Here is a 17,956-nt window from a genome sequence, read left to right as displayed (position 1 = left end):
GGGAGGGGTGCTTGCCCCGATCAGCGTCCAGCCTGCGCCGGCCCACTCAGCCGCGGCGGCGACAGCACGTCTTCCGCCGAAATCGTCCGCGCCTCGGAGGGCAGCATGATCGGGATGCCGTCGCGTACGGGATAGGCGAGCTTGGCGATCCGCGAGATCAATTCGCCGCGCTCCGGGTCCCAGGCCAGCGGCCCCTTGGTCAGCGGGCAGGCCAGCAGCTCAAGCAGTTTTGGATCGACATTGGCCGCCTTGCCGTCACGCCCGTCCGCAGCCATCGTTCCTCTTTCCGGCCAATCACCGGCCCAAGATGCCTTGACACACCTTACTGCAAACTCGAGCCAAAGTCCTCATTCTCGCGCGCCAGCGCCATTTCGGTGATGGCGATCAGCGTCTCGGCGCGGGCTCTCAAGTCGGGCGCTTCCAGCAGCGCCTGTTTCTCGGCCGGGCCGTAAGGCGCCATCATCGACAGCGCGTTGACCAGCATGGCGTTTTCAGCGCGGCTGACGCTTTCCCAGTCGGCCTCGAGATCGTTGGCCTGCAGATAGGCGCGAAATGCTTTCAGCAGCGCCGGACGGTCGACCTCGTTTGCCGCCTGATCTTCGCTAAGATCGGTAAGGAACGGCGCCAGCTTGCATTGCCGGAACGGCGTCTTCACCGGCAGCTCATGAGCGATGCGAAACCGGCATATGCCTTGCAGCGAAATCAGATAGCGGCCGTCGCCGCTCTCGGCCATAGAGATGATGCGCCCGGCGCAGCCGACATTGCACAGTTCCGGCTCGCCATCGGCGCGCAGGGCGCCGTCGAGGCTAGGCTGGATGATGCCGATCAGCCGCGCGCCGGCAATCGCTTCATCCACCATCTGCAGGTAGCGCGGCTCGAAAATGTTGAGCGGCATGCGGCCGCCCGGCAGAAGCAGCGCGCCGGCAAGCGGAAACACCGGGATGGTTGCCGGCAGATCCTTGCCGACCCGGTAATGTGCGTTTCCGACCTGCACCTTCACTCCTTCTATGGCTTCGCCGCCCTATGGCGCCCGCTTCGGCCGCGACAGTATCGGCCTAATCTGGCGCAGCCGACGCCGGCCGCAAGACCCGACATCCGTTCCGCCGGTAATTTCGTCGGCGAACGGGCTCAGGAAAACAGCAGCGACGACAATTTGCGCCGCGCCGCCAGCGTCGCCTCGTCGGTCATGCCCCAGGCCTCGAATAGCTTCAGCAGCTGCGCCCTGGCGCCGTCCTCGTTCCAGCTGCGGTCCGCCTTGATGATGGCCAGCAGGTTGTCGGCCGCCGCATGGCGATCGCCTCGCGCATTCTGGACCATGGCAAGATCAAAACGCGCCTGGTGGTCGCCGGGATTGGCGGCCAGGCGCTGTTCGAACTCGGCCGGATTGCCGAGTGCGGCCGCTTCCGCCGCCAGCGTCATCTTGGCGCGCAGCGCGGCAAGCGCGGGCGCGTCCTTCTTGGCTTCCGGCGCCGTTGCCAGCAGCGCCTCGGCGCCTTGCGCGTCGCCGGCCTCGAACAGAAGCTCGCCTAGCCCGGCGATCGCCTCGATCGTCTCCGGCGCCTGCGCCAGTATGGCGTCATAAATGTCGGCTGCGGTCTGTGCATCGCCCGCCGCATGCGCTTCGGCTGCCGCGGCCAAAGCTTCTGCGACCGGCGGCGCGCCATTACCCTTGCCGCCGACCTTGGTGATGAATTCCCCGATCTGGCTCTCGGGGATGGCGCCCATGAAGCCGTCGACCGGCTGGCCGTCCTTGAAGGCGATGACCGCCGGGATCGACTGGATGCCGAGCTGGCCGGCGATCGAGGGATGATCGTCAATGTTCATCTTGACCAGCTTGACCTTGCCGCCGGCGGCCTTGACTGCCTTTTCCAGCAGCGGGGTGAGCTGCTTGCAGGGCCCGCACCACGGCGCCCAGAAATCGACCAGCACCGGCTGGCGGCGCGATTCCTGGATGACGTCGGCGGCGAAGGCGACCGTCGTGGTGTCCTTGATCAGGTCGCCACCGTCCGGAGCCGCGCCGGGCGCGGCCTTGGCCGGCTCGGCGCCGCCATACTGCACGGACGTGGTGTACTGGCCGGAATTGCCGCCGAATTGGCCGCCAAACGGATTGTTGTTGTCGCTCATGTCGTCGCCCTTCCGGTCGCGCCCCTCGCCAGCGGAGCAGGCGCGACGTCCTTGCTAGAGCAATTCCAGGAAAAGTGTGAGACGGTTTTCCGCCCGGAATTGCGTTGAAACAAAAAGTCAGTTTTCGCCATCCATGTGGCGATCAAGCCGAGACTTTCAAGATAGCAGCATCATGGCCGGTTGCCTCGACGAATCTGATGAGGTCGGCGGAAGCGATCGATGTCGTCGCCTCATTGGTCAGCGGATGCGCATTGATGACGTCATGCGCCATCAAATCCTGGTCGAGCACCACCTTGACCTGTCTTTGGGTGTCGTTGATCAGACCGAACACGGTGACGGCGCCCGGAGTAACGCCGAGCAGCTCCATCAGCAGCTCCGGCTTGCCGAAGGAGACACGGCTGGCGGCGCCGATGATCGTGTGGATCTGCTTCAGGTCGACGACCGCATCCTCGCCGACGCTGACCAGGAAGAAATTGTCCTTCTTGTCCTTGAGGAACAGGTTTTTGGTGTGCCCACCCGGAATCTCGCCGCGCAGCGACTGCGAATCGGCCACCGTGTAGAGTGGCGGATGGCGCACGGTCGACACCGATATGCCGAGATCGGCAAGAAAGGCGAAAAGCTCGGCTTCTGTCTTCGGCATCGATGGTCTTCCCCTGTCTGGTCCAGTCTGGCCACGCGCAAAGCCGTTTATGGCCAATGATGCCGCCGAGACAAGAGCGTCATGCGGCAAGTCAATGAATCACCAGCGTGGCCGACGAGGTTCGACCAGGCGATTTGGCGCGACCAAAAAGCCCGTCATTTCCCTGTTGCAATCGCCGCGCTCTTCAGCCATATAGGCCCGGCTTGCGGCCCTAGGGCCATGTGAGCGGGTGTAGCTCAGGGGTAGAGCACAACCTTGCCAAGGTTGGGGTCGAGCGTTCGAATCGCTTCACCCGCTCCAAATCTTCTTTAGATTTGAAAAGCTTAAAGGGCCCGGGAAACCGGGCCTTTTTGCTGTCTGGCACCGGGGAGCGGAGTGGGGATTTCTGTTCTGCGGAGTCGCAGGGCCATCTGATTCAGTCGTGTCAGTGCCTTTCGTAGCGCGTCCGGCGCATCGGCATAGAAAAGCAACCTGGATTTTCGCGGTGGTGTTGAAAGATGACCCCGAGTGGACCACAGAGAAGTTCCTCACCGAGCGGTCAGTCGACGGGGAGCACGAGACCGAGCTGGTTGCAGAAGGTGCACGAAAGGCCGGACTCCGGGCCTGCGCGACCGCGGCGGACCTCGAGGACAACCCCAACATGATCCACGTGAAATCGTGCGTACCCCTCGATCACCTTCATCGCCGACGGCCAGTTGAGCACATGGCGCCTCGCTGCGACTTCGACTCGCGCACGACCTGGAACCCTATGGCTGCGCTGCGCAGAATGTATTAGAGTGGCCTTATACACGTCAATCTGTGGGCGAGCGGCGCCCGGAGGGTTAGGCGATGATGGTCCCCAGGCGATTGTTGCTGCCGAAGGCCTTCCCGATGCGGGTCAGGCGTTTCGGAACCGGCTGGGTTCGTATTGCCTGTCGGGCTCTCGTCGTTACTTTCATTTCCTGGTTTGCTGCCGGGCCGGCGATCGCGGGGCCTCTTCATGATGCTGCCGGAGGGGGCGACGCCGGCAAGGTCGCCGAACTCTTGGCACAAGGCGCCGATGTGAATGTTCGCGACGAAAGCCGACAGACCCCGCTGATCGATGCAGCACTTGCCGGCAAGACCGAGGTCGCCATTGTGTTGATCGAGGCCAAGGCCGACATTGAAGCCCGCAACGACCGCGGCTTCACTGCCCTTCATGCGGCAGCCTACTCAGGAAGCCTGGACATAGCCAAAATGCTGCTCGACCACGGGGCCGAGGTCGATGCGTTGAGCACGCACAAGATTACGCCGCTGCATGTGGCAGCAGAAGAGAACCAGACGGCCATTGCGGAGCTGTTGATCGCGCACGGAGCACAGGTCGAGGCAATCCAGGAATACGGCTACACGCCTCTCAGCCGCGCGACGTTCTTTCAGAGCGCCGATGTAATGGTCTTGCTCAAGAAGCACGGCGCAAAATGCCAACCCAAGGAAACGATGGGGTCGTCGTACAAGGTGTGCATTGCCCTCGGGAACTGACATCGAATAGGGTTACGGGAGAAAGAACATGACAGAGAACCGTTCCACGTTTGACAGTTTGCTTTGCGCGGGGGTAGCCGCCTCCATCCTGCTCTTCGGCACTAGCGCATCCTACGCCGGCGACGAGGTGAACACCGGATATTTCGGCAACGTCGCTATACTGGGCTACGATCCGGTGGCGTATTTCACGGATGGTCGCGCGACGATGGGTTCGCCCAAGATCTCGAAGAAATGGCTTGGGGCGACGTGGTACTTCGCCAGCGTCCAGCACCGCGATGCCTTTATTTCCGAGCCTGTGCGCTATGCTCCTCAATTCGGCGGCTTCTGCACCGGGGGAATGTCAGCGAAGGAGGCATCTGCGAACCTTGACCCGGAAGCGTTCCGCATCGTCGATGGCAAGCTCTTCCTTTTCTCCGGAAAGGGGGGCCTGGAGGAAGACTTCGATGCCAACCCAGCGCCTGTCATTGCGAAGGCGGAAGCCGAATGGCCCGCAGTGGAGGCGAAGGAATTCGAGGTTAGAGCGGCCGCCAACTAGCCGAGGCGCATGTCGCGAGCCCGCAAGTTGAATGGTGCCCGTCACCGAGACACTGAGAAATACCAGACGGTGACGGAGTCCGGCCAAACATATTCATCCTGCGTTTCGCTGCTTCCCTGGGGGTTGCGATAGACCGGGGCGCAGAACTTGCGGCCGAGCAAGGTCGCGGTGGATTGCGTGCAGAAGAGGTTACCATCCAGGCTGGACGCGCCGGTGATGATGCTGCTTTGCGAACTCAGGGCGAAATCTCCATTTGCACTCAGCTCCATGACGAACGGCGCACCATTGTGTTCACGTCCGACCCATGTCCGATCGCCTGTCAGGGCACGTAAGAGGGAGCCGTCCAGGCGGTCCTCTTCCCGCCCGCGAAAATCGAAGCTCCGCTCGGGAATTCCCGCGGCGCGAAGGGCGTCCAGCCGATGATCGAGGTCCTGTTGCCGCCGGTGGTGGGCATAGACGACACGATAAGCGGCGAGGTTCTGCTCGGGATTTTTCAGGATTGCTGCAACCGCATCGTGCGCCTCGGCCATTCGGCCCAGCCGCGCATTTGCCATTGCAAGGGTTTCGAGGCCGAGGTCGCTGCGCTCTTCCGGCTGGACCTGGCTTAGCGCCCGCAAGGCCTTCTCGTATTGGCGGTTCATGTAGAGCACGAAGCCGTAGTAGTCGAAGACCTGCGCTCGCGGCTTGGGATCGAGTTGCAACACGCGCTCCATCGAAGCCAGAGCCTCCGGGCCCTGTCCTGCGTAGGTGAGCACGATGGCCCGGTTGAGCTCTGCCTCCGCGCCGTTCGGATCCAGTCGGACGGCTTTCTGGACAGATGCGATCGCCTGGTCCCATTCGCCATCCAGCATCTGCAGGATGCCGAGCACAGCATATGCTCTCGATGACTGGGGATTGAGCTCCAGCGCCCGCCCTGCCGCTTCATAGGCGCGCTGGCGAGCGACGGCGCTGAGCATGAGCACCTGATAGTCGAAGCCGAGCACGTCCACCGTGGCGCGAGCATAGCCCGAGTAAGCATCCGCAAACGCAGGATCAAGCTTGATCGCCTTTTGATACAGGGACAGGGTCTCGCCGAGAGACCTTTTGTCGACCACATAAACCTTCTGCTCGGCTCGGGTGTAGAAATCGTATGCCTCCAGGCTTCGCGTAGGGAGACGAGCAATCTGTGCCCTTTCGCCTTCCGTCAGGCGTACCGAGAGTGCCTCGACGATGCGCCCGATCACCTCGTCCTGAAGCGCAAATATCCGGGAGTAGTCGCGGTCGTAGCGCTCGGCCCAGATGTTGCTCCCCGTTTTGGCATCGATGAGCTGAACGTTGATCCGGACTGCATCGCCCTCCCGGCGGACACTGCCCTCGACCACGTAGCGGACGTTCAACTGCGCCGCGATCTCGTCGACGTCGAGGGATCGATCTTTGAAGGAGAACGCGGAATTGCGGGCGATGACGAGGAGCCCGGAGATCTTGGACAGATCGGTTATGAGATCGTCTGCGAGCCCCTCAGCAAAGTAATCCTGCCCCGCTTTCTGGCCGAGATCGGTAAACGGCAACACGGCGATGGAAGGCTTGCCGGGCGTTGAAGCGACCGGGTGGGAACCGTGACCAGGCAGGAGGCCAATTACATGCGGCCAAAGCATCGGGGCAATCCCCGCTGCCAGAGCCAGAAGAAGCGCCGCCGCGCCGATCACAGGCCACCGCCGAGAGCGCGACTTCCTGGCTCCTCCGGTCTGTTCCAGCAGAACGCGATAGGCGCGGACCCGTTCTGGAATGTTCTTGAGGCGCTGTTCGCCGAGTGACTTGAAGATCAGGCCGAGCTTGTTATGGGCCTGATCGTAGGCCGTTCCCGAGATGACGATGCCGCCAGGATCGCTCAGCCCCTCCAGCCGGGCCGCGATGTTGACGCCGTCGCCGTAGACGTCGTCCTTGTCGATGATCACGTCACCAAGGTTGATCCCGATGCGGAACACGATCCGACTATCTTCGGGAAGACTGAGGTTCTGCTGCGTGGTGACCCGCTGGATTTCGACGGCGCAAGCCACCGCATCGACGACGCTGGCGAACTCGACCAAAGCCCCATCGCCCATGAGCTTGACGATGCGGCCATGGTACCCCTCGATCGACGGTTCGATGAATTCGCGGCGAAGCGACTTGAGCCGGGTGAGCGTGCCCGTCTCGTCCAGCCCCATCAGCCGACTGTACCCCACAACGTCGGCGGCGAGGATAGCGACTAGCTTCCGTTCGAGATGTTGAACCTGTTCCACCACGCATGACTATAGCGAAAGCCCTATGGCAAGACCATATGCGCGGCCAAGGACCGGAAAATGCGCGTCGCAGAGGTATGGCGTCCGCGCGCGGCGCTCGGGGACCGGCCTGGCCCCGGCATACTCCCAGCAAAGGTTGGGGTCGAGCGTTCGAATCGCTTCACCCCGCTCCAAATCTTCTTTAGATTTGAAAAGCATAAAGGGCCGGGTAACCGGGCCTTTTGCTTTCTGGCGCCGGGGAGCGGCCGGGGGAGTTTTGCGGCCTAATGGTCCACCCACTTCTCACACACGACGTTGGCCTGTTCCATCACGAGATCGATGGCCAATTGCTGTAGGTCAGGCGGATATCCGCAATCGGTGTGTCGCCCAAATGCGGCACAACGTGCAGGCGCAACACCCGCTCGACGTTGGGCCAGCTCGATATCGTCCTTGCCGCGTCCTGCCTTATGTGTCGCTCCAACACCGCCGAAAATGTATTCGCCCCGCGCTCTCGAACGCTAGACGCCAGCTCGGCTCGCGGGTCGGCGCCTGCACCGGACTTCGCTAGGATCGATCGGGCCCGCTCTCGCGCGTCTCCCAGGCTGACTACCGGCCATCGGCCGAGCGTGATCCTGTGTTGCTTGCCCGTCAGAGGGCGGCCTGTGTCGGTGATGCCGCCTTCGCCGAGAACCCTGTAGATCACGGAGAAGGATTTCGCCCCTTGTTCAGAGACCCGCAGGATCAAGCCGGGGCATAAATCGTCCCGATCTCCAGGCGTCCTGTTTTGGGCGACGTCATGCATTCAAGTTCCTGGTTCGTCAGTCGCTTCTTGGTTGTCGTAGCCATTTGCTCCCCCGCGCGTTCGGGTTTAATGAGTGAATCGTCCACCGGGCTTCCGACGGGAGCCGCAAAGGACAGCGTTCCGCTCCCTGGGGCGCTGGACAATCATTTTCTGGGCGAACAGGTTGCGGCTTGCGACGAGAAGTGTCGTGGAAACAATGGCTTGCCAAGGTTTTGGTCGAGCGCTCGAATCGCTTCACCAGGCGCGGGTAAGACGGCGTGGCGCATAATCCCTTGGTTTCCAGTTCGGCGAACGGCGGCACCGCTGCCGAAGCACTCGCGTGGCTCGCGCTGCGGAACGCCGCGTCGGATTGCGGCTCGGGTTTGCGCTCGATCGACCCGCAGTCCCTGCGCGCGCTCCCGGCAGGACGCAAGTGGGCGGGTGAGATCGCCAAGGTGATCGTCGATGGCCTTGTGGCGGGAAGCCTGTCGGCGCCGGCGCAATTGGCTGCCGGATGGGACAGGTTCGGCGGCGCCATCACCGAGCTGATCGTCGGACTCGGCAAGATCTGGGACAATCCTGCGGCAGCTCGCCGCATCCAGTATCAGCTTGAGCAAATGCTTCTCGACGCCGACGATCTTGCCGCGCCGCGCAGGCTGGCGCGGACGCTTGGAATTCGCGTCGACGCTCGAAACCCGACCGCAACCGACCTGCCTGAAGGGATCGATCAGATCCACGCCCATCTGATGATGGATGGCCGGATCGAGGCTGTCGCGCAGTTCGGCGTACTCGGGACAGTGACAAGGAATCATTGGATTGAATTGATCCGGAATGTCGTGCCCGCTGGGCGGCTTGGCCTTGCAGCCGAGGCATTGTCGACCTCAGCGGAAGGCGGGCCTGATCCGGACAGCCATTTCGGCAAACTCGCGCAATTGGCCGCGCAAGCGCGGGAGCTGGTTCGGTCGAGCGCCGAACCTGCACAGCCTCCCTCAGCGCCGCGCCGAGCACGGACCGCGGACAGGAATGATCGCACGGCGTTCTGGAACAGCTATTTCGCGACCGAGGATCCCTGGAACTACAGTTCGCTCTATGAGCAGGAAAAATATGAACGGCAGCTCGAAATTCTGCCTGCCGGTCCCATCGCGCGGGCGCTGGAGCTGGCCTGCGCGGAGGGTCACTTCACGCGGCAACTGGCGCCGCGCGTGGGCCATCTGACCGCAACCGACATCTCCGCCATAGCCATCGAGCGGGCTCGTGCGCGATGCGGCGATCAGCCGAATGTTGAGTTCGGCGTGCTGGATTTCGCTGCCGACACGTTGCCGGGTGATATGGATCTGATCTTCTGTTCGGAAGTGCTCTATTATCTGGACGATCTCGCCGAATTGCGGCGCATCGCCAAAAAATTCGCTGCGGCGTTGGCGCCCGGCGGCAGTTTCATCAGCGCACACGCATTCGTGCTGCGTGACAATGTCGAAAAGACGGGCTTCGACTGGAACACATTCGGTGCCCAGGCGATCTCCGAGACGCTGGCGGCGACCGAAGGCTTCGTGCTCGAGCAATCGATCCAGACCGAGCTCTACCGCATAGACCGCTTCCGCCGCCTGTCACCGGACGATGTGGCGACGGAACCGGTGATCGATCAGGTGCCGATCCGCGCGCCCATCGACATCGGGGTCGCGCGAAATATCATCTGGGGCGGGGCGCGGGCCTTGCGCCGCGACGTCGCACGCAGCGAGCGGCGCCAGCGCATCCCTGTTCTCATGTATCACGGCGTCGCCGATGAAGGTCCGGCAGCGCTCGCCCGTTTTCGGATGACGCCCGCCGCATTCGCCAGCCAGATGGCATGGCTGCGCGCCAATGGCTTTCACGCGATCGGGTCCGAGCAGTTGGAAGGCTTCATCGCCAACCGTCAGCCTTTCGCTGGCCGCCCGGTGGTCATCACCTTCGATGACGGCTTCCAGAATTTCGCCGACCACGCCTGGCCGATCTTGCGCGCCAACGACCTGACCGCGGAAGTGTTCCTGGTGACGGACCTGGTGGGTGAAACTGCAGGATGGGACGCCGACAGCGGTCCGCCGGCGCAGCTTATGGGCGCCGGGACGGTGCGACGCCTCGCCGCCGAAGGCGCGTTCTTCGGCAGCCATATGGCGACGCATCGCGCGATCGATGGTCTGTCGAGCGCTGACCTGGCCGCCGAACTCTTGCGCTCTCGCCTGTTCATCGAACGGTGGACAGGCCGGCCAACCACTGCGTTCGCGGCACCCTTCTCTGTCACCGACCGACGGCTCGGCCGGCTGGCCAGGGAGTGCGGCTATCGAGTGGGCTTCGGCCGCAAACACGGGCCGGCGGACCTCGATAGCGATCCCATCGACCTTCCGCGCATCGAGATACGCGGGGACCGCACGCTCGATGACTTTGTTGCCAGTGTCGAGGGCGTGCTCGGATGAACGCTGAGCTTGTCAGTCCCCGTTGGAATGGCGCCTGGTCGCGAGGCCGCGAGCAACAGATCATGTCGAACATCTTATCCCGGACCCACGCCTCCACATGAAACCCTGCAGCTCGGTGCGTGCAAAAGTCGGCTAATGACCACCCGACGCCGCCATTCACAGCGTCAGAACCGGTGTGGCGCGTGCCGCCTCAAGTCCTGAGACACGCGAAGGATTTCCAGCCATTCGCATCGAGCAGGATTTTCTAGTAGGTTGCCGCAAGGCAAATCGGGGATTTCGGCGTGATGGTGGTCAACGATCGCCTTCTCGAAGGCAAGATGACCGAGATCGAGCAAGCGCGAGCATGGAGCCCGCGCGTCATCTCGAAATTCGAAACGCTTATCAGGAGCGGCGACGACCAGGCGCTCTATCGCGTCAATCCGCTGGCCTTCGCCCGCGACCGCGCAATCGCCGAGCCTGAAGCAATCGACCTTTTCCTTTACGCGGCCCGCTGCGGCCTGTTCGATATGAGCTGGGACGTGCTCTGTCCCCAGTCCGGGATGGTGCTCGACAGTTTCGGCGCCCTGCGCACGCTGCAGACGCATTACGTCTGTGGCCTGTGCGACGTATCGGGCGATACCGACCTCGACGACTTCATCGAGGTCTCCTTCTCCGTGTCGCCCCATCTGCGGCGCCTTCCGTTCCACGAGCCCCAGACGCTCTCTGTCGAGGATTTTCACTGGAAGCTGCGCTTCGGCAATGACGGGCGGCTGCCCGGGCAAGACATACGCTTTCTGGATGTTCTGCGAGGCTTCGTGCGGGGCATGACCTTCCTGCCGCCGGGCACCACAACCATGCTGCGCGCCGATCTCGGTCCGGGCTCCCTGTCGGGCGTCAACGTGCAGACACAGGCGGCATTCGCTGTACCCATATCAGGCGATCCGGTGTTGGAGCCGACACTTCTCAAGATCAACTATGACGGCAAGCGTTTCCTGCCGTCATTGCCGGTCGTGCCGCCCGGTCCGGTCGTCATTGAGGTTGCGAATACTGGACCCGGTCGTGGCGCGTTGCTTCTCATCAACTGGCCGCCCGAACTTGTCGCGTTGACGACCAAACCGACGCTCGATTTCGACCCATACGTTTCCGGCGGGGCGCTGCTTGCGCGGCAAACCTTCCGCCACCTTTTCCGTTCCGAGCGTGTCGACGAGAAGGAGGGGCTCGGCATTCGGCAGATCACCTTCCTGTTCACGGACCTCAAGGGGTCCACCGCCATGTATGAGCGGCTTGGCGACCTCAACGCCTATGCCCTGGTCCGCGAGCATTTCGCTCTGGTCAACGCGGCGGTTCAGCAACATTCCGGAGCGGTGGTCAAGACTATTGGAGATGCGGTGATGGCAGTATTTTCGCGGCCATCGGATGCAATCTCGGCCGCCCTTAACATTTTTGAAGAAATCGATCGCTTCAACGGCGACCACGACGGGCCGGGGATCATCCTCAAGATCGGCGCCCACTGTGGACCGTCGATTGCCGTGACGCTCAACGACAACCTCGACTATTTCGGCCAGACCGTGAATGTCGCCGCGCGCGTGCAGTCGCTAGCGGAAGCCGGACAGGTCTGCATCTCAGAGGCGTTCTATTGTGCGCCCGGCGTGAGCGACCTGCTTGCGGGCCGAAGCGTCGTCGCGTTTGATGCGCCTCTCCGAGGTGTAGAGGGCGATGCAACTGTCTATCGCATCATGCGAGGATAGACTGCGTGCCGCAACCATTGCCTCGGGCCCAGTAACCTGCCTGTTTGCCTCGTTCACAAGCCTATTGGGCGACCTGCGACACGGCTGTCATCAGCTCCTTCGGGTTTGGCGCCGCAAACATGTATCGCCCACCCTCTGGGACCTCCGTGAAGCTCCAGCGGACGATGCCCTGCCGGTCCAGCAGGAACTGACCGATCAGTTGTCCGTGTCCCGTCGCCATCATCTGTTCGTCGGCTTCGGTCACTTCGTAATGGTCCCTCTTGTCGAGGAATTCGCTGGCCGCAAATGGATCCATAGGACCGGGCAACTCGCCTGGTATGTCGACCCGCATTCCCTTTGCCGCTGCCATCGAGACCTTGTACGGCCAGTTCGTCTCGTCTTGGGTGAATTCGAGATTGGGCAGTCCAAAAGCACGATGTGAAGCGCGTTCCGGGTCGGAGGCCGCAAGCAGGTTCGGCATCGGGTGGTAGCGGAAATAGAGACGCGCCCGTTCGATCGGCGTGTTGACCACCGTCAGGCTCCCCACGCCCTTTTCGCGCAGCTCCGGATCAAGCCGCGCCTGGGCGGCGATATGGCGCCGGCAAAACGCACAATGCAGGCCTCGAAACAGGCCGACCAGCACCGGTCTTTCTCCGCGAAAGTCGTCAAGCGCGATCTTGCCTTCCTGGGTAATGGCGTCGAGGACCAGGTTCGGCGCACGGTCGCCCGGCTGAAGCGGCAACAAGTCACTATGCGCGGACATTTCCAACCTCCCACCCCGGCTAGTCGAGAAACGGCAGCACCACAAGCCCTTCCGGGTCGAGCCCGTGCTGGGCGCATATACCCTGCGCCAGGGAAAAGTACCGTTCGGCCTCGGCCAGATTGTCGAGGTCGAGATTAAGCGTTGCAAGACCATCATAGCACGGAAACAGCAGTTGCGGTTCGCCCGTTTCGCGGGCTACGTCCAGTGCTTCGTGGAACAAGCCAACCGCCAGGTCCGGACGGCCGTTGCACTGGTGGATCTGCCCAAGCACGATCAACGGCACCGCCAGGTGTTCGCGCTGGTCTAGCGCCCGGTCGATCTCGATGGCCTTCTCGGCAGCAGGCACGCCCTCCGTTGGGCAGCGATCCGTGAAAGTACAACAAGCCACCGCCAGATTGACGAGGAGGCGCGCCTGGAAGCCCAGATCACCAATACGGCGCGCCACTTCAAGACCGCGCCGACAGACCTCCATCGCCTTGGCCGGGTCGATGGTCGTGTAAAGCACGCCGAGATTGGTGTAGCCGCGGCAGGCCGCGCCCAGCAGACCGGCGGCTTCGGCCAATTCAATGCTGCGCTCAACCTCCCGCACGGCTTCATGGTTGCGCCCAAGGCGAGCCAGCGCAACACCCTTTGTATTGAGTGCCTCGGCGGTCACGAGAGTGGCATCCTCGGGGACATGCTCGGTTGTCAGAGTGCGTAGGCAATCCAGCGCCGCGTCTGCCCATTTTGCAGCGAGCGCGTGATCTCCGCTACGGAACGCCTGTCGGCCACGTTCTTGCCACAGATGCGCCTGCTCGACCGGGGCGTCCGCTCCATCGAGGAGCGCTGCCGCTTCGGCATAGCGGGTTTCTGCGTCGGCCCGCTTGCCGACGTCCCAGAGCAGCCGACCTATCTTGCGCAAAACGCGCGCCGCAGCAACGCGATCGGCTGACGCTCGGTATGCCTGCAGCACCGTCTCGTAGTGCTGGTGCGCGATCTCGCGACGGCCTGCCGGGCCGCTCAAATCGGCAATGCGCTCTGCAATTGCCAGTTTGAGCGGTGTTTGTGCCTTCTCGCCCAACGCGGTCAGCGCGCGCTCGTAGAAACGAAGGGCGTCGTCATTGGCGTATATCATGCGAGCGCGATCGCCCGCCGCCTGCAGGTAATGCGCCCCTCTCTCGCGCTCGGCGCTCAGTGCGAAATGGTGACCGAGCACGGTCAAATCCTCGAGCCGTTCCGGCTTGTCGGCGCACAATCGCTCCAGGGCGGCGCCGACCCGCCCATGGATGTCGGTCCGGCGTTGCAGGAGCAAATTCTGGTAGATCACATCCTGCAGCAATGTTTGCGTAAAGCAGTAGCTTTGCGACGAGACAGAACCCGATCCGGCAACTTCCTCGATGATTTCCGCATCGCAAAGCAGTTCGCAGCCGGCCTCCAGGCGGCCGGGGTCGGCCGTCACGGCCTTCAGAAGGGTTGCATCGAAGCGTGGGCCGATTACCGCGGCCTCTTGGGCCAACCGACGCACCTCCTGGGGCAGGCGGTCGATGCGAGCAAGCAACATTGCCTGGATCGTGGCGGGGATGCCGGTTGCGACTTCGCCTGCCACGGTCCGCCATTGCTGACCCTCGCGCGTCAACACACCGCGATCGATAAGGCCGCGAACGATCTCCTCGATAAAAAGCGGGTTGCCGCCAGCGCGCTCGAGGATCTGGTCGAGAAGCCCTCCCGCGGAGTTTACCCAGCTCTCACCGAAAAGCGCCGCCACAAGGCTGCGTCCGTCATCCCTGTTGAGCGGCGAAAGCCTGAGCGCGGTGTGACTGACCCGACTTGAGTCGAGCTGGTCGTTGTCCGGCGCCGGACGATGCGTGACCAGCAACATCAACCGCGTGCGTTCGAGCCTGTCCATCACGAAACGCAGTGCCTCGAGCGACACGGCGTCGGCCCAGTGAAGGTCTTCCACGACAATCAACAGCGGCGACAACGCAAGCCGCCGTTCGACGATTGTGCGGACTGCGTAGAGAATTTGCCGCCGCAGCTGCTCAGGCTCGACATGCTGCAAGGTCGCATCGGGGTCGCCAAGGCCAAGCACATGGTAGAGCAAAGGCATCAGCCGCTTCGCCTCCTCGCCCTGCAGGCCGAGATCGGTCAGCAAGGCTGCGAGCTTGTCCCGCATTTCGTCGCCATTGTCGTTTTGCATCATCCCGGCGGCGCTGCGCACCACAGCGCCCAGGGCGCCGAATGATTGTTCGCCCAGGGGTGAGCACGTCGCCTGCCGCACGGCGACATTGCGAAAACGATCCTCGTCGCCGACGCGGGCGACGAACTCCTTCACCAGCCGCGACTTCCCGATACCGGCTTCTCCGACAAGGCGGACAAGCTGGGCCGAGCCGCCGCACGCCTGGTCAAGGCTCGCCAGCATTCTGTTGAGCTCCGCATCACGGCCTATTATCGGCGCACTGAGGCCGAGCGCCTCGAGCCCACGCGCCGCACGCGGCGCGGCCAGCGGCGCATCCAGTCGATGGACGAGCACACTGCCGGCCTTGCCGCGCAAGACGACATCGCCCAGCGGCTCGTAAGAGAAGGCATGCCGGGTCAACCTGTGCGTGAGCTCGCCCACCAGCACCTCACCCGGTGCGGCCAGCGATTGCAGGCGCTGCGCCGTGTTCACTGTGTCGCCGGTCACCGAATAGGATTTGGCGGTGCCGATGCCCAATCCGCCGGTAACGACCGGACCCGTGTTTATGCCGATATGGAGCAACAGAGGCGAACCGGAGTGGGCTGTGCTTTTACCGAGCCGCGCCGTCCGGGCGATCATGTCGAGAGCGGCGCGAAGCGCGCGTTCCGGATCGTCCTCATGCGCGACCGGCGCACCGAACAAGGCGAGCAGTGCATCGCCGATGAATTTGTCGACGAAGCCACCAAAGTTTCGCACGGCCGCCGTCAATTCCTTGAACAGTTCGTTCTGCAGCGCCTGCATGACCTCGGGGTCGAGCTGCTCGCTGAGTGTCGTGAAGCCGCAGAGGTCGGCGAACAGGACCGTTACCGTCCGTCGATCGGCGTCGGAGACGGGAGGCTGCCCTTCTTCACTTTCGATGTTCGGCGGCGGAGTTCGAGAGGGTGGCGCAAAGGTCCGGCCTGGTGTCGGAGCAGGCCGTTCGGCGGCTTTTGCGGACGCACCGACGCTTGCCCCACATTTCGGACAGAACTCGAAATCAGGTGCGCAGGCGTAGCCGCAACTGGCGCAAGGCACCGGTTGGCGCCTGCCACACTTCGGACAGAAGGCGTAACCGCCCTCAATCTCGAAACCGCAGCCCGAGCAGTCCATGGACACCTCACCAGAGCATGATGCCGAAAAGTGTGAAGCGGTTTTCGGACGACATCATGCTCTATCTCTTTGGCCGGGTTGTTGACGCGTGATCTCGCCACGCTCGTCACGGCCAGCACAAGGATGAACCGATCGCCGTCAACCGGCAAGCGGCAGTGTAAATCACCATCCGTGCGGCAGAGCGCTGCCGATTCGGGCGGCTGCGTGGCAGTCGTTGCGAAACTTTCCTCCTTCCCCGTCTTCCTGCTATCGTGGAGATGAGGAGGCGGACCCATGAGCGAGAACCGCAAGCTAGCCGCAATCCTGGCTGCAGATGTGGTCGGATACAGCCGGCTCGCGAGCGCGGACGAAGATCGTACTTTGGCGAGGTTGCGGGCACTGCGCAGCGACCTGATCGATCCGACCATCGCAGTGCACAACGGGCGGGTGATCAAGCGCACCGGGGATGGGGCACTGGTTGAGTTCCGCAGTGTCGTGGATGCCGTGCGCTGCGCCGTTGAGGTCCAGAATGGCATGGCTGAGCGCAATGCCGGCGTGCCGCAGGACCGCCGCATCGAGTTCAGGATCGGCATCCATCTGGGGGACGTGGTCGAGGAAAGCGATGGCGACCTGATGGGCGACGGCGTCAACATCGCCGAGCCGATCCGGGTCTATTCGCTGCAGGTCGGCGCCGGGACCAAGGCGGCCGTGACCTCGCAAACCGCGATAAGCCCTCCGGCTGCTGCAGCGCCGCCGAAACTGTCGATCGCCGTGCTGCCGTTCGCCAACATGAGCGGTGACGCCGAACAGGACTACTTCGCCGACGGCATCTCCGAAGACATCATCACGGCGCTGTCCAAACTGTCGCAGCTCTTCGTCATCGCACGCAATTCGTCGTTCACCTTCAAAGGCCAGAACGTCCATGTGCAGGACGTGGGCACGAAGCTCGGCGTGCGGCACGTACTCGAGGGCAGCGTACGCAAGTCGGGGAACAGGGTGCGCATCACCGCGCAGCTCATCGATGCAACCACGGGCGGCCATCTCTGGGCGGAGCGGTTCGATCGCGACCTGACCGATATATTCGCGGTGCAGGACGACGTGACGCAGCAGATCGTCGGTGCGCTGGCGCTCAATCTGACTGAGAGTGACCGTCAGCGGCTGGCGCCCGAGCACCCGCGCAACACGGAGGCGTATGACTGTTTGCTGCGAGGCCGGGAGCTATGGCACCGGCTTACGAAGGAGACGAACGTCGCAGCTCGCGCCCTCTTGCAACGTGCCGTCGAACTGGACCCGAAGTTTGCCTCCGCCTACGCTTTCCTCGCCCTCACGCACGGACTCGATTACCTGAACAGGTGGAGTGCATCGCCGCCGGAATCGATGGCGCAAGCGGAAGAGGTCGCAACGCGAGCAGTAACGCTGGATGACAGCGATCCATGGGCGCACTGGGCGCTGGCTATGGCCAAGCTGTACACACGACGGCACGATGGGGCCATCGACGAGGCCGAGCGCGCGATAGCCCTCAATCCGAACTTCGCCGAAGGGCACTTCAGCCTCGGCGAAGCGTTGTACTATTCGGGCAGATCCGAGGAGGCCCTCGAGAGTTTCGCCCGGGGAAAGACCCTGAACCCATACTTTCCGGATGTGCTTTTGCACTTCCAGGCTTTGGCGTTGTTTCAGCTGGGAAGGTACGACGAGGCCGTTGACCTCCTGCTGCAACGGCTGGCTCGCAACGCCGTCACCGACGTCTCGCGCGCGCTTCTTGCCGCCAGCTACGGCCATCTGGGCCGTTTGGAAGAGGCCCGCGCGGCATGGCAGGAGGTGCTTCGCGTCAATCCCGACTTTTCGCTGGAATACCGTCGCAAAGTCTTGCCTTACAAGAACCCTGCCGATTTCGAACTCATGGTCGACGGCCTCCGCAAGGCCGGTGTGGTGCAATGATCGGG

At 62.9% G+C, this 17,956-nt stretch carries 13 protein-coding genes and 1 tRNA gene; 6 read left to right on the top strand and 8 right to left on the bottom strand.

Annotated elements, in window-relative coordinates; translation table 11 throughout:
* Window positions 1-20: 20 nt before the first annotated feature.
* The 4 genes from FJV77_RS25755 to FJV77_RS25740 all read right to left on the bottom strand — a co-directional run bounded on the left by FJV77_RS25755 (window position 21) and on the right by FJV77_RS25740 (window position 2,764).
* Window positions 21-275 (bottom strand): Trm112 family protein, encoded by a 255-nt coding sequence (locus tag FJV77_RS25755; RefSeq protein WP_142869400.1) that lies wholly within the window; start codon window positions 273-275, stop codon window positions 21-23.
* Window positions 276-322: 47 nt separating this feature from the next.
* Window positions 323-994 (bottom strand): LON peptidase substrate-binding domain-containing protein, encoded by a 672-nt coding sequence (locus FJV77_RS25750; protein ID WP_142869399.1) that lies wholly within the window; start codon window positions 992-994, stop codon window positions 323-325.
* 134 nt (window positions 995-1,128) lie between these two features.
* Window positions 1,129-2,124, bottom strand: a complete 996-nt coding sequence (gene trxA / locus FJV77_RS25745; protein WP_142869398.1) for a thioredoxin — start codon at window positions 2,122-2,124, stop codon at window positions 1,129-1,131.
* A 142-nt stretch (window positions 2,125-2,266) separates the two neighbouring features.
* Window positions 2,267-2,764 (bottom strand): prolyl-tRNA synthetase associated domain-containing protein, encoded by a 498-nt coding sequence (locus tag FJV77_RS25740; RefSeq protein WP_142869397.1) that lies wholly within the window; start codon window positions 2,762-2,764, stop codon window positions 2,267-2,269.
* A gap of 225 nt (window positions 2,765-2,989) precedes the next feature.
* On the opposite strand from FJV77_RS25740, the gene FJV77_RS25735 reads away from it, so the two are divergent.
* The 3 genes from FJV77_RS25735 to FJV77_RS25725 all read left to right on the top strand — a co-directional run bounded on the left by FJV77_RS25735 (window position 2,990) and on the right by FJV77_RS25725 (window position 4,796).
* A tRNA-Gly gene (locus tag FJV77_RS25735) sits at window positions 2,990-3,064 on the top strand.
* A 528-nt stretch (window positions 3,065-3,592) separates the two neighbouring features.
* Window positions 3,593-4,261, top strand: coding sequence for an ankyrin repeat domain-containing protein (locus FJV77_RS25730; protein ID WP_246691387.1), 669 nt, complete (start codon window positions 3,593-3,595; stop codon window positions 4,259-4,261).
* 28 nt (window positions 4,262-4,289) lie between these two features.
* On the top strand, window positions 4,290-4,796 hold the full coding sequence (locus FJV77_RS25725; RefSeq protein WP_246691386.1) for a YHS domain-containing (seleno)protein: 507 nt from the start codon (window positions 4,290-4,292) through the stop codon (window positions 4,794-4,796).
* A 41-nt stretch (window positions 4,797-4,837) separates the two neighbouring features.
* Here FJV77_RS25725 and FJV77_RS25720 read toward each other — a convergent pair whose 3' ends face one another.
* Both FJV77_RS25720 and FJV77_RS25715 read right to left on the bottom strand, forming a co-directional pair.
* Window positions 4,838-7,054: an adenylate/guanylate cyclase domain-containing protein gene (locus FJV77_RS25720; protein ID WP_142869396.1), complete on the bottom strand. Its 2,217-nt coding sequence runs from the start codon at window positions 7,052-7,054 to the stop codon at window positions 4,838-4,840.
* Between the two features lie 307 nt (window positions 7,055-7,361).
* Window positions 7,362-7,835 carry an integrase arm-type DNA-binding domain-containing protein gene (locus FJV77_RS25715; RefSeq protein ID WP_142869395.1) on the bottom strand — a complete coding sequence of 158 codons (474 nt, stop codon included), beginning with the start codon at window positions 7,833-7,835 and terminating at the stop codon, window positions 7,362-7,364.
* Window positions 7,836-8,092: 257 nt separating this feature from the next.
* Here FJV77_RS25715 and FJV77_RS25710 point away from each other — a divergent pair, with 257 nt between their 5' ends.
* Together FJV77_RS25710 and FJV77_RS25705 are read left to right on the top strand one after the other, a co-directional pair.
* Window positions 8,093-10,261, top strand: coding sequence for an SAM-dependent methyltransferase (locus FJV77_RS25710; RefSeq protein WP_246691384.1), 2,169 nt, complete (start codon window positions 8,093-8,095; stop codon window positions 10,259-10,261).
* A gap of 281 nt (window positions 10,262-10,542) precedes the next feature.
* Entirely contained in the window at window positions 10,543-11,988 is a 1,446-nt protein-coding gene (locus FJV77_RS25705; protein WP_142869394.1) for an adenylate/guanylate cyclase domain-containing protein, read from the top strand.
* 61 nt (window positions 11,989-12,049) lie between these two features.
* Here the strand turns inward: FJV77_RS25705 and FJV77_RS25700 are convergent, their stop codons facing one another.
* Window positions 12,050-12,730, bottom strand: a complete 681-nt coding sequence (locus FJV77_RS25700) for a redoxin domain-containing protein (protein ID WP_142869393.1) — start codon at window positions 12,728-12,730, stop codon at window positions 12,050-12,052.
* A gap of 19 nt (window positions 12,731-12,749) precedes the next feature.
* Complete coding sequence (locus tag FJV77_RS25695; RefSeq protein ID WP_142869392.1) at window positions 12,750-16,034, bottom strand: adenylate/guanylate cyclase domain-containing protein; 3,285 nt, start codon at window positions 16,032-16,034, stop codon at window positions 12,750-12,752.
* 273 nt (window positions 16,035-16,307) lie between these two features.
* Between FJV77_RS25695 and FJV77_RS25690 the strand changes: the two genes are divergently transcribed.
* Window positions 16,308-17,951 carry an adenylate/guanylate cyclase domain-containing protein gene (locus tag FJV77_RS25690; RefSeq protein ID WP_142869391.1) on the top strand — a complete coding sequence of 548 codons (1,644 nt, stop codon included), beginning with the start codon at window positions 16,308-16,310 and terminating at the stop codon, window positions 17,949-17,951.
* Window positions 17,952-17,956: the final 5 nt, after the last annotated feature.

It is taken from the genome of Mesorhizobium sp. WSM4306 (genome assembly GCF_007003975.1).
In the GTDB taxonomy this organism is placed as follows: domain Bacteria; phylum Pseudomonadota; class Alphaproteobacteria; order Rhizobiales; family Rhizobiaceae; genus Mesorhizobium.
Note: the sequence above shows the minus strand (reverse complement) of the source record. Positions and strands in the feature narration are given on the sequence as shown.

What these genes read in the sequence shown, in the direction of transcription:
- FJV77_RS25755 (WP_142869400.1), bottom strand. Translation starts at nt 275, where the DNA reads ATGGCTGCGGACGGGCGTGACGGCAAGGCGGCCAATGTCGATCCAAAA.
- FJV77_RS25740 (WP_142869397.1), bottom strand. Translation starts at nt 2,764, where the DNA reads ATGCCGAAGACAGAAGCCGAGCTTTTCGCCTTTCTTGCCGATCTCGGC.
- FJV77_RS25725 (WP_246691386.1), top strand. Translation starts at nt 4,290, where the DNA reads ATGACAGAGAACCGTTCCACGTTTGACAGTTTGCTTTGCGCGGGGGTA.
- FJV77_RS25700 (WP_142869393.1), bottom strand. Translation starts at nt 12,730, where the DNA reads ATGTCCGCGCATAGTGACTTGTTGCCGCTTCAGCCGGGCGACCGTGCG.
- trxA (WP_142869398.1), bottom strand. Translation starts at nt 2,124, where the DNA reads ATGAGCGACAACAACAATCCGTTTGGCGGCCAATTCGGCGGCAATTCC.
- FJV77_RS25715 (WP_142869395.1), bottom strand. Translation starts at nt 7,835, where the DNA reads ATGCATGACGTCGCCCAAAACAGGACGCCTGGAGATCGGGACGATTTA.
- FJV77_RS25695 (WP_142869392.1), bottom strand. Translation starts at nt 16,034, where the DNA reads ATGGACTGCTCGGGCTGCGGTTTCGAGATTGAGGGCGGTTACGCCTTC.
- FJV77_RS25690 (WP_142869391.1), top strand. Translation starts at nt 16,308, where the DNA reads ATGAGCGAGAACCGCAAGCTAGCCGCAATCCTGGCTGCAGATGTGGTC.
- FJV77_RS25730 (WP_246691387.1), top strand. Translation starts at nt 3,593, where the DNA reads ATGATGGTCCCCAGGCGATTGTTGCTGCCGAAGGCCTTCCCGATGCGG.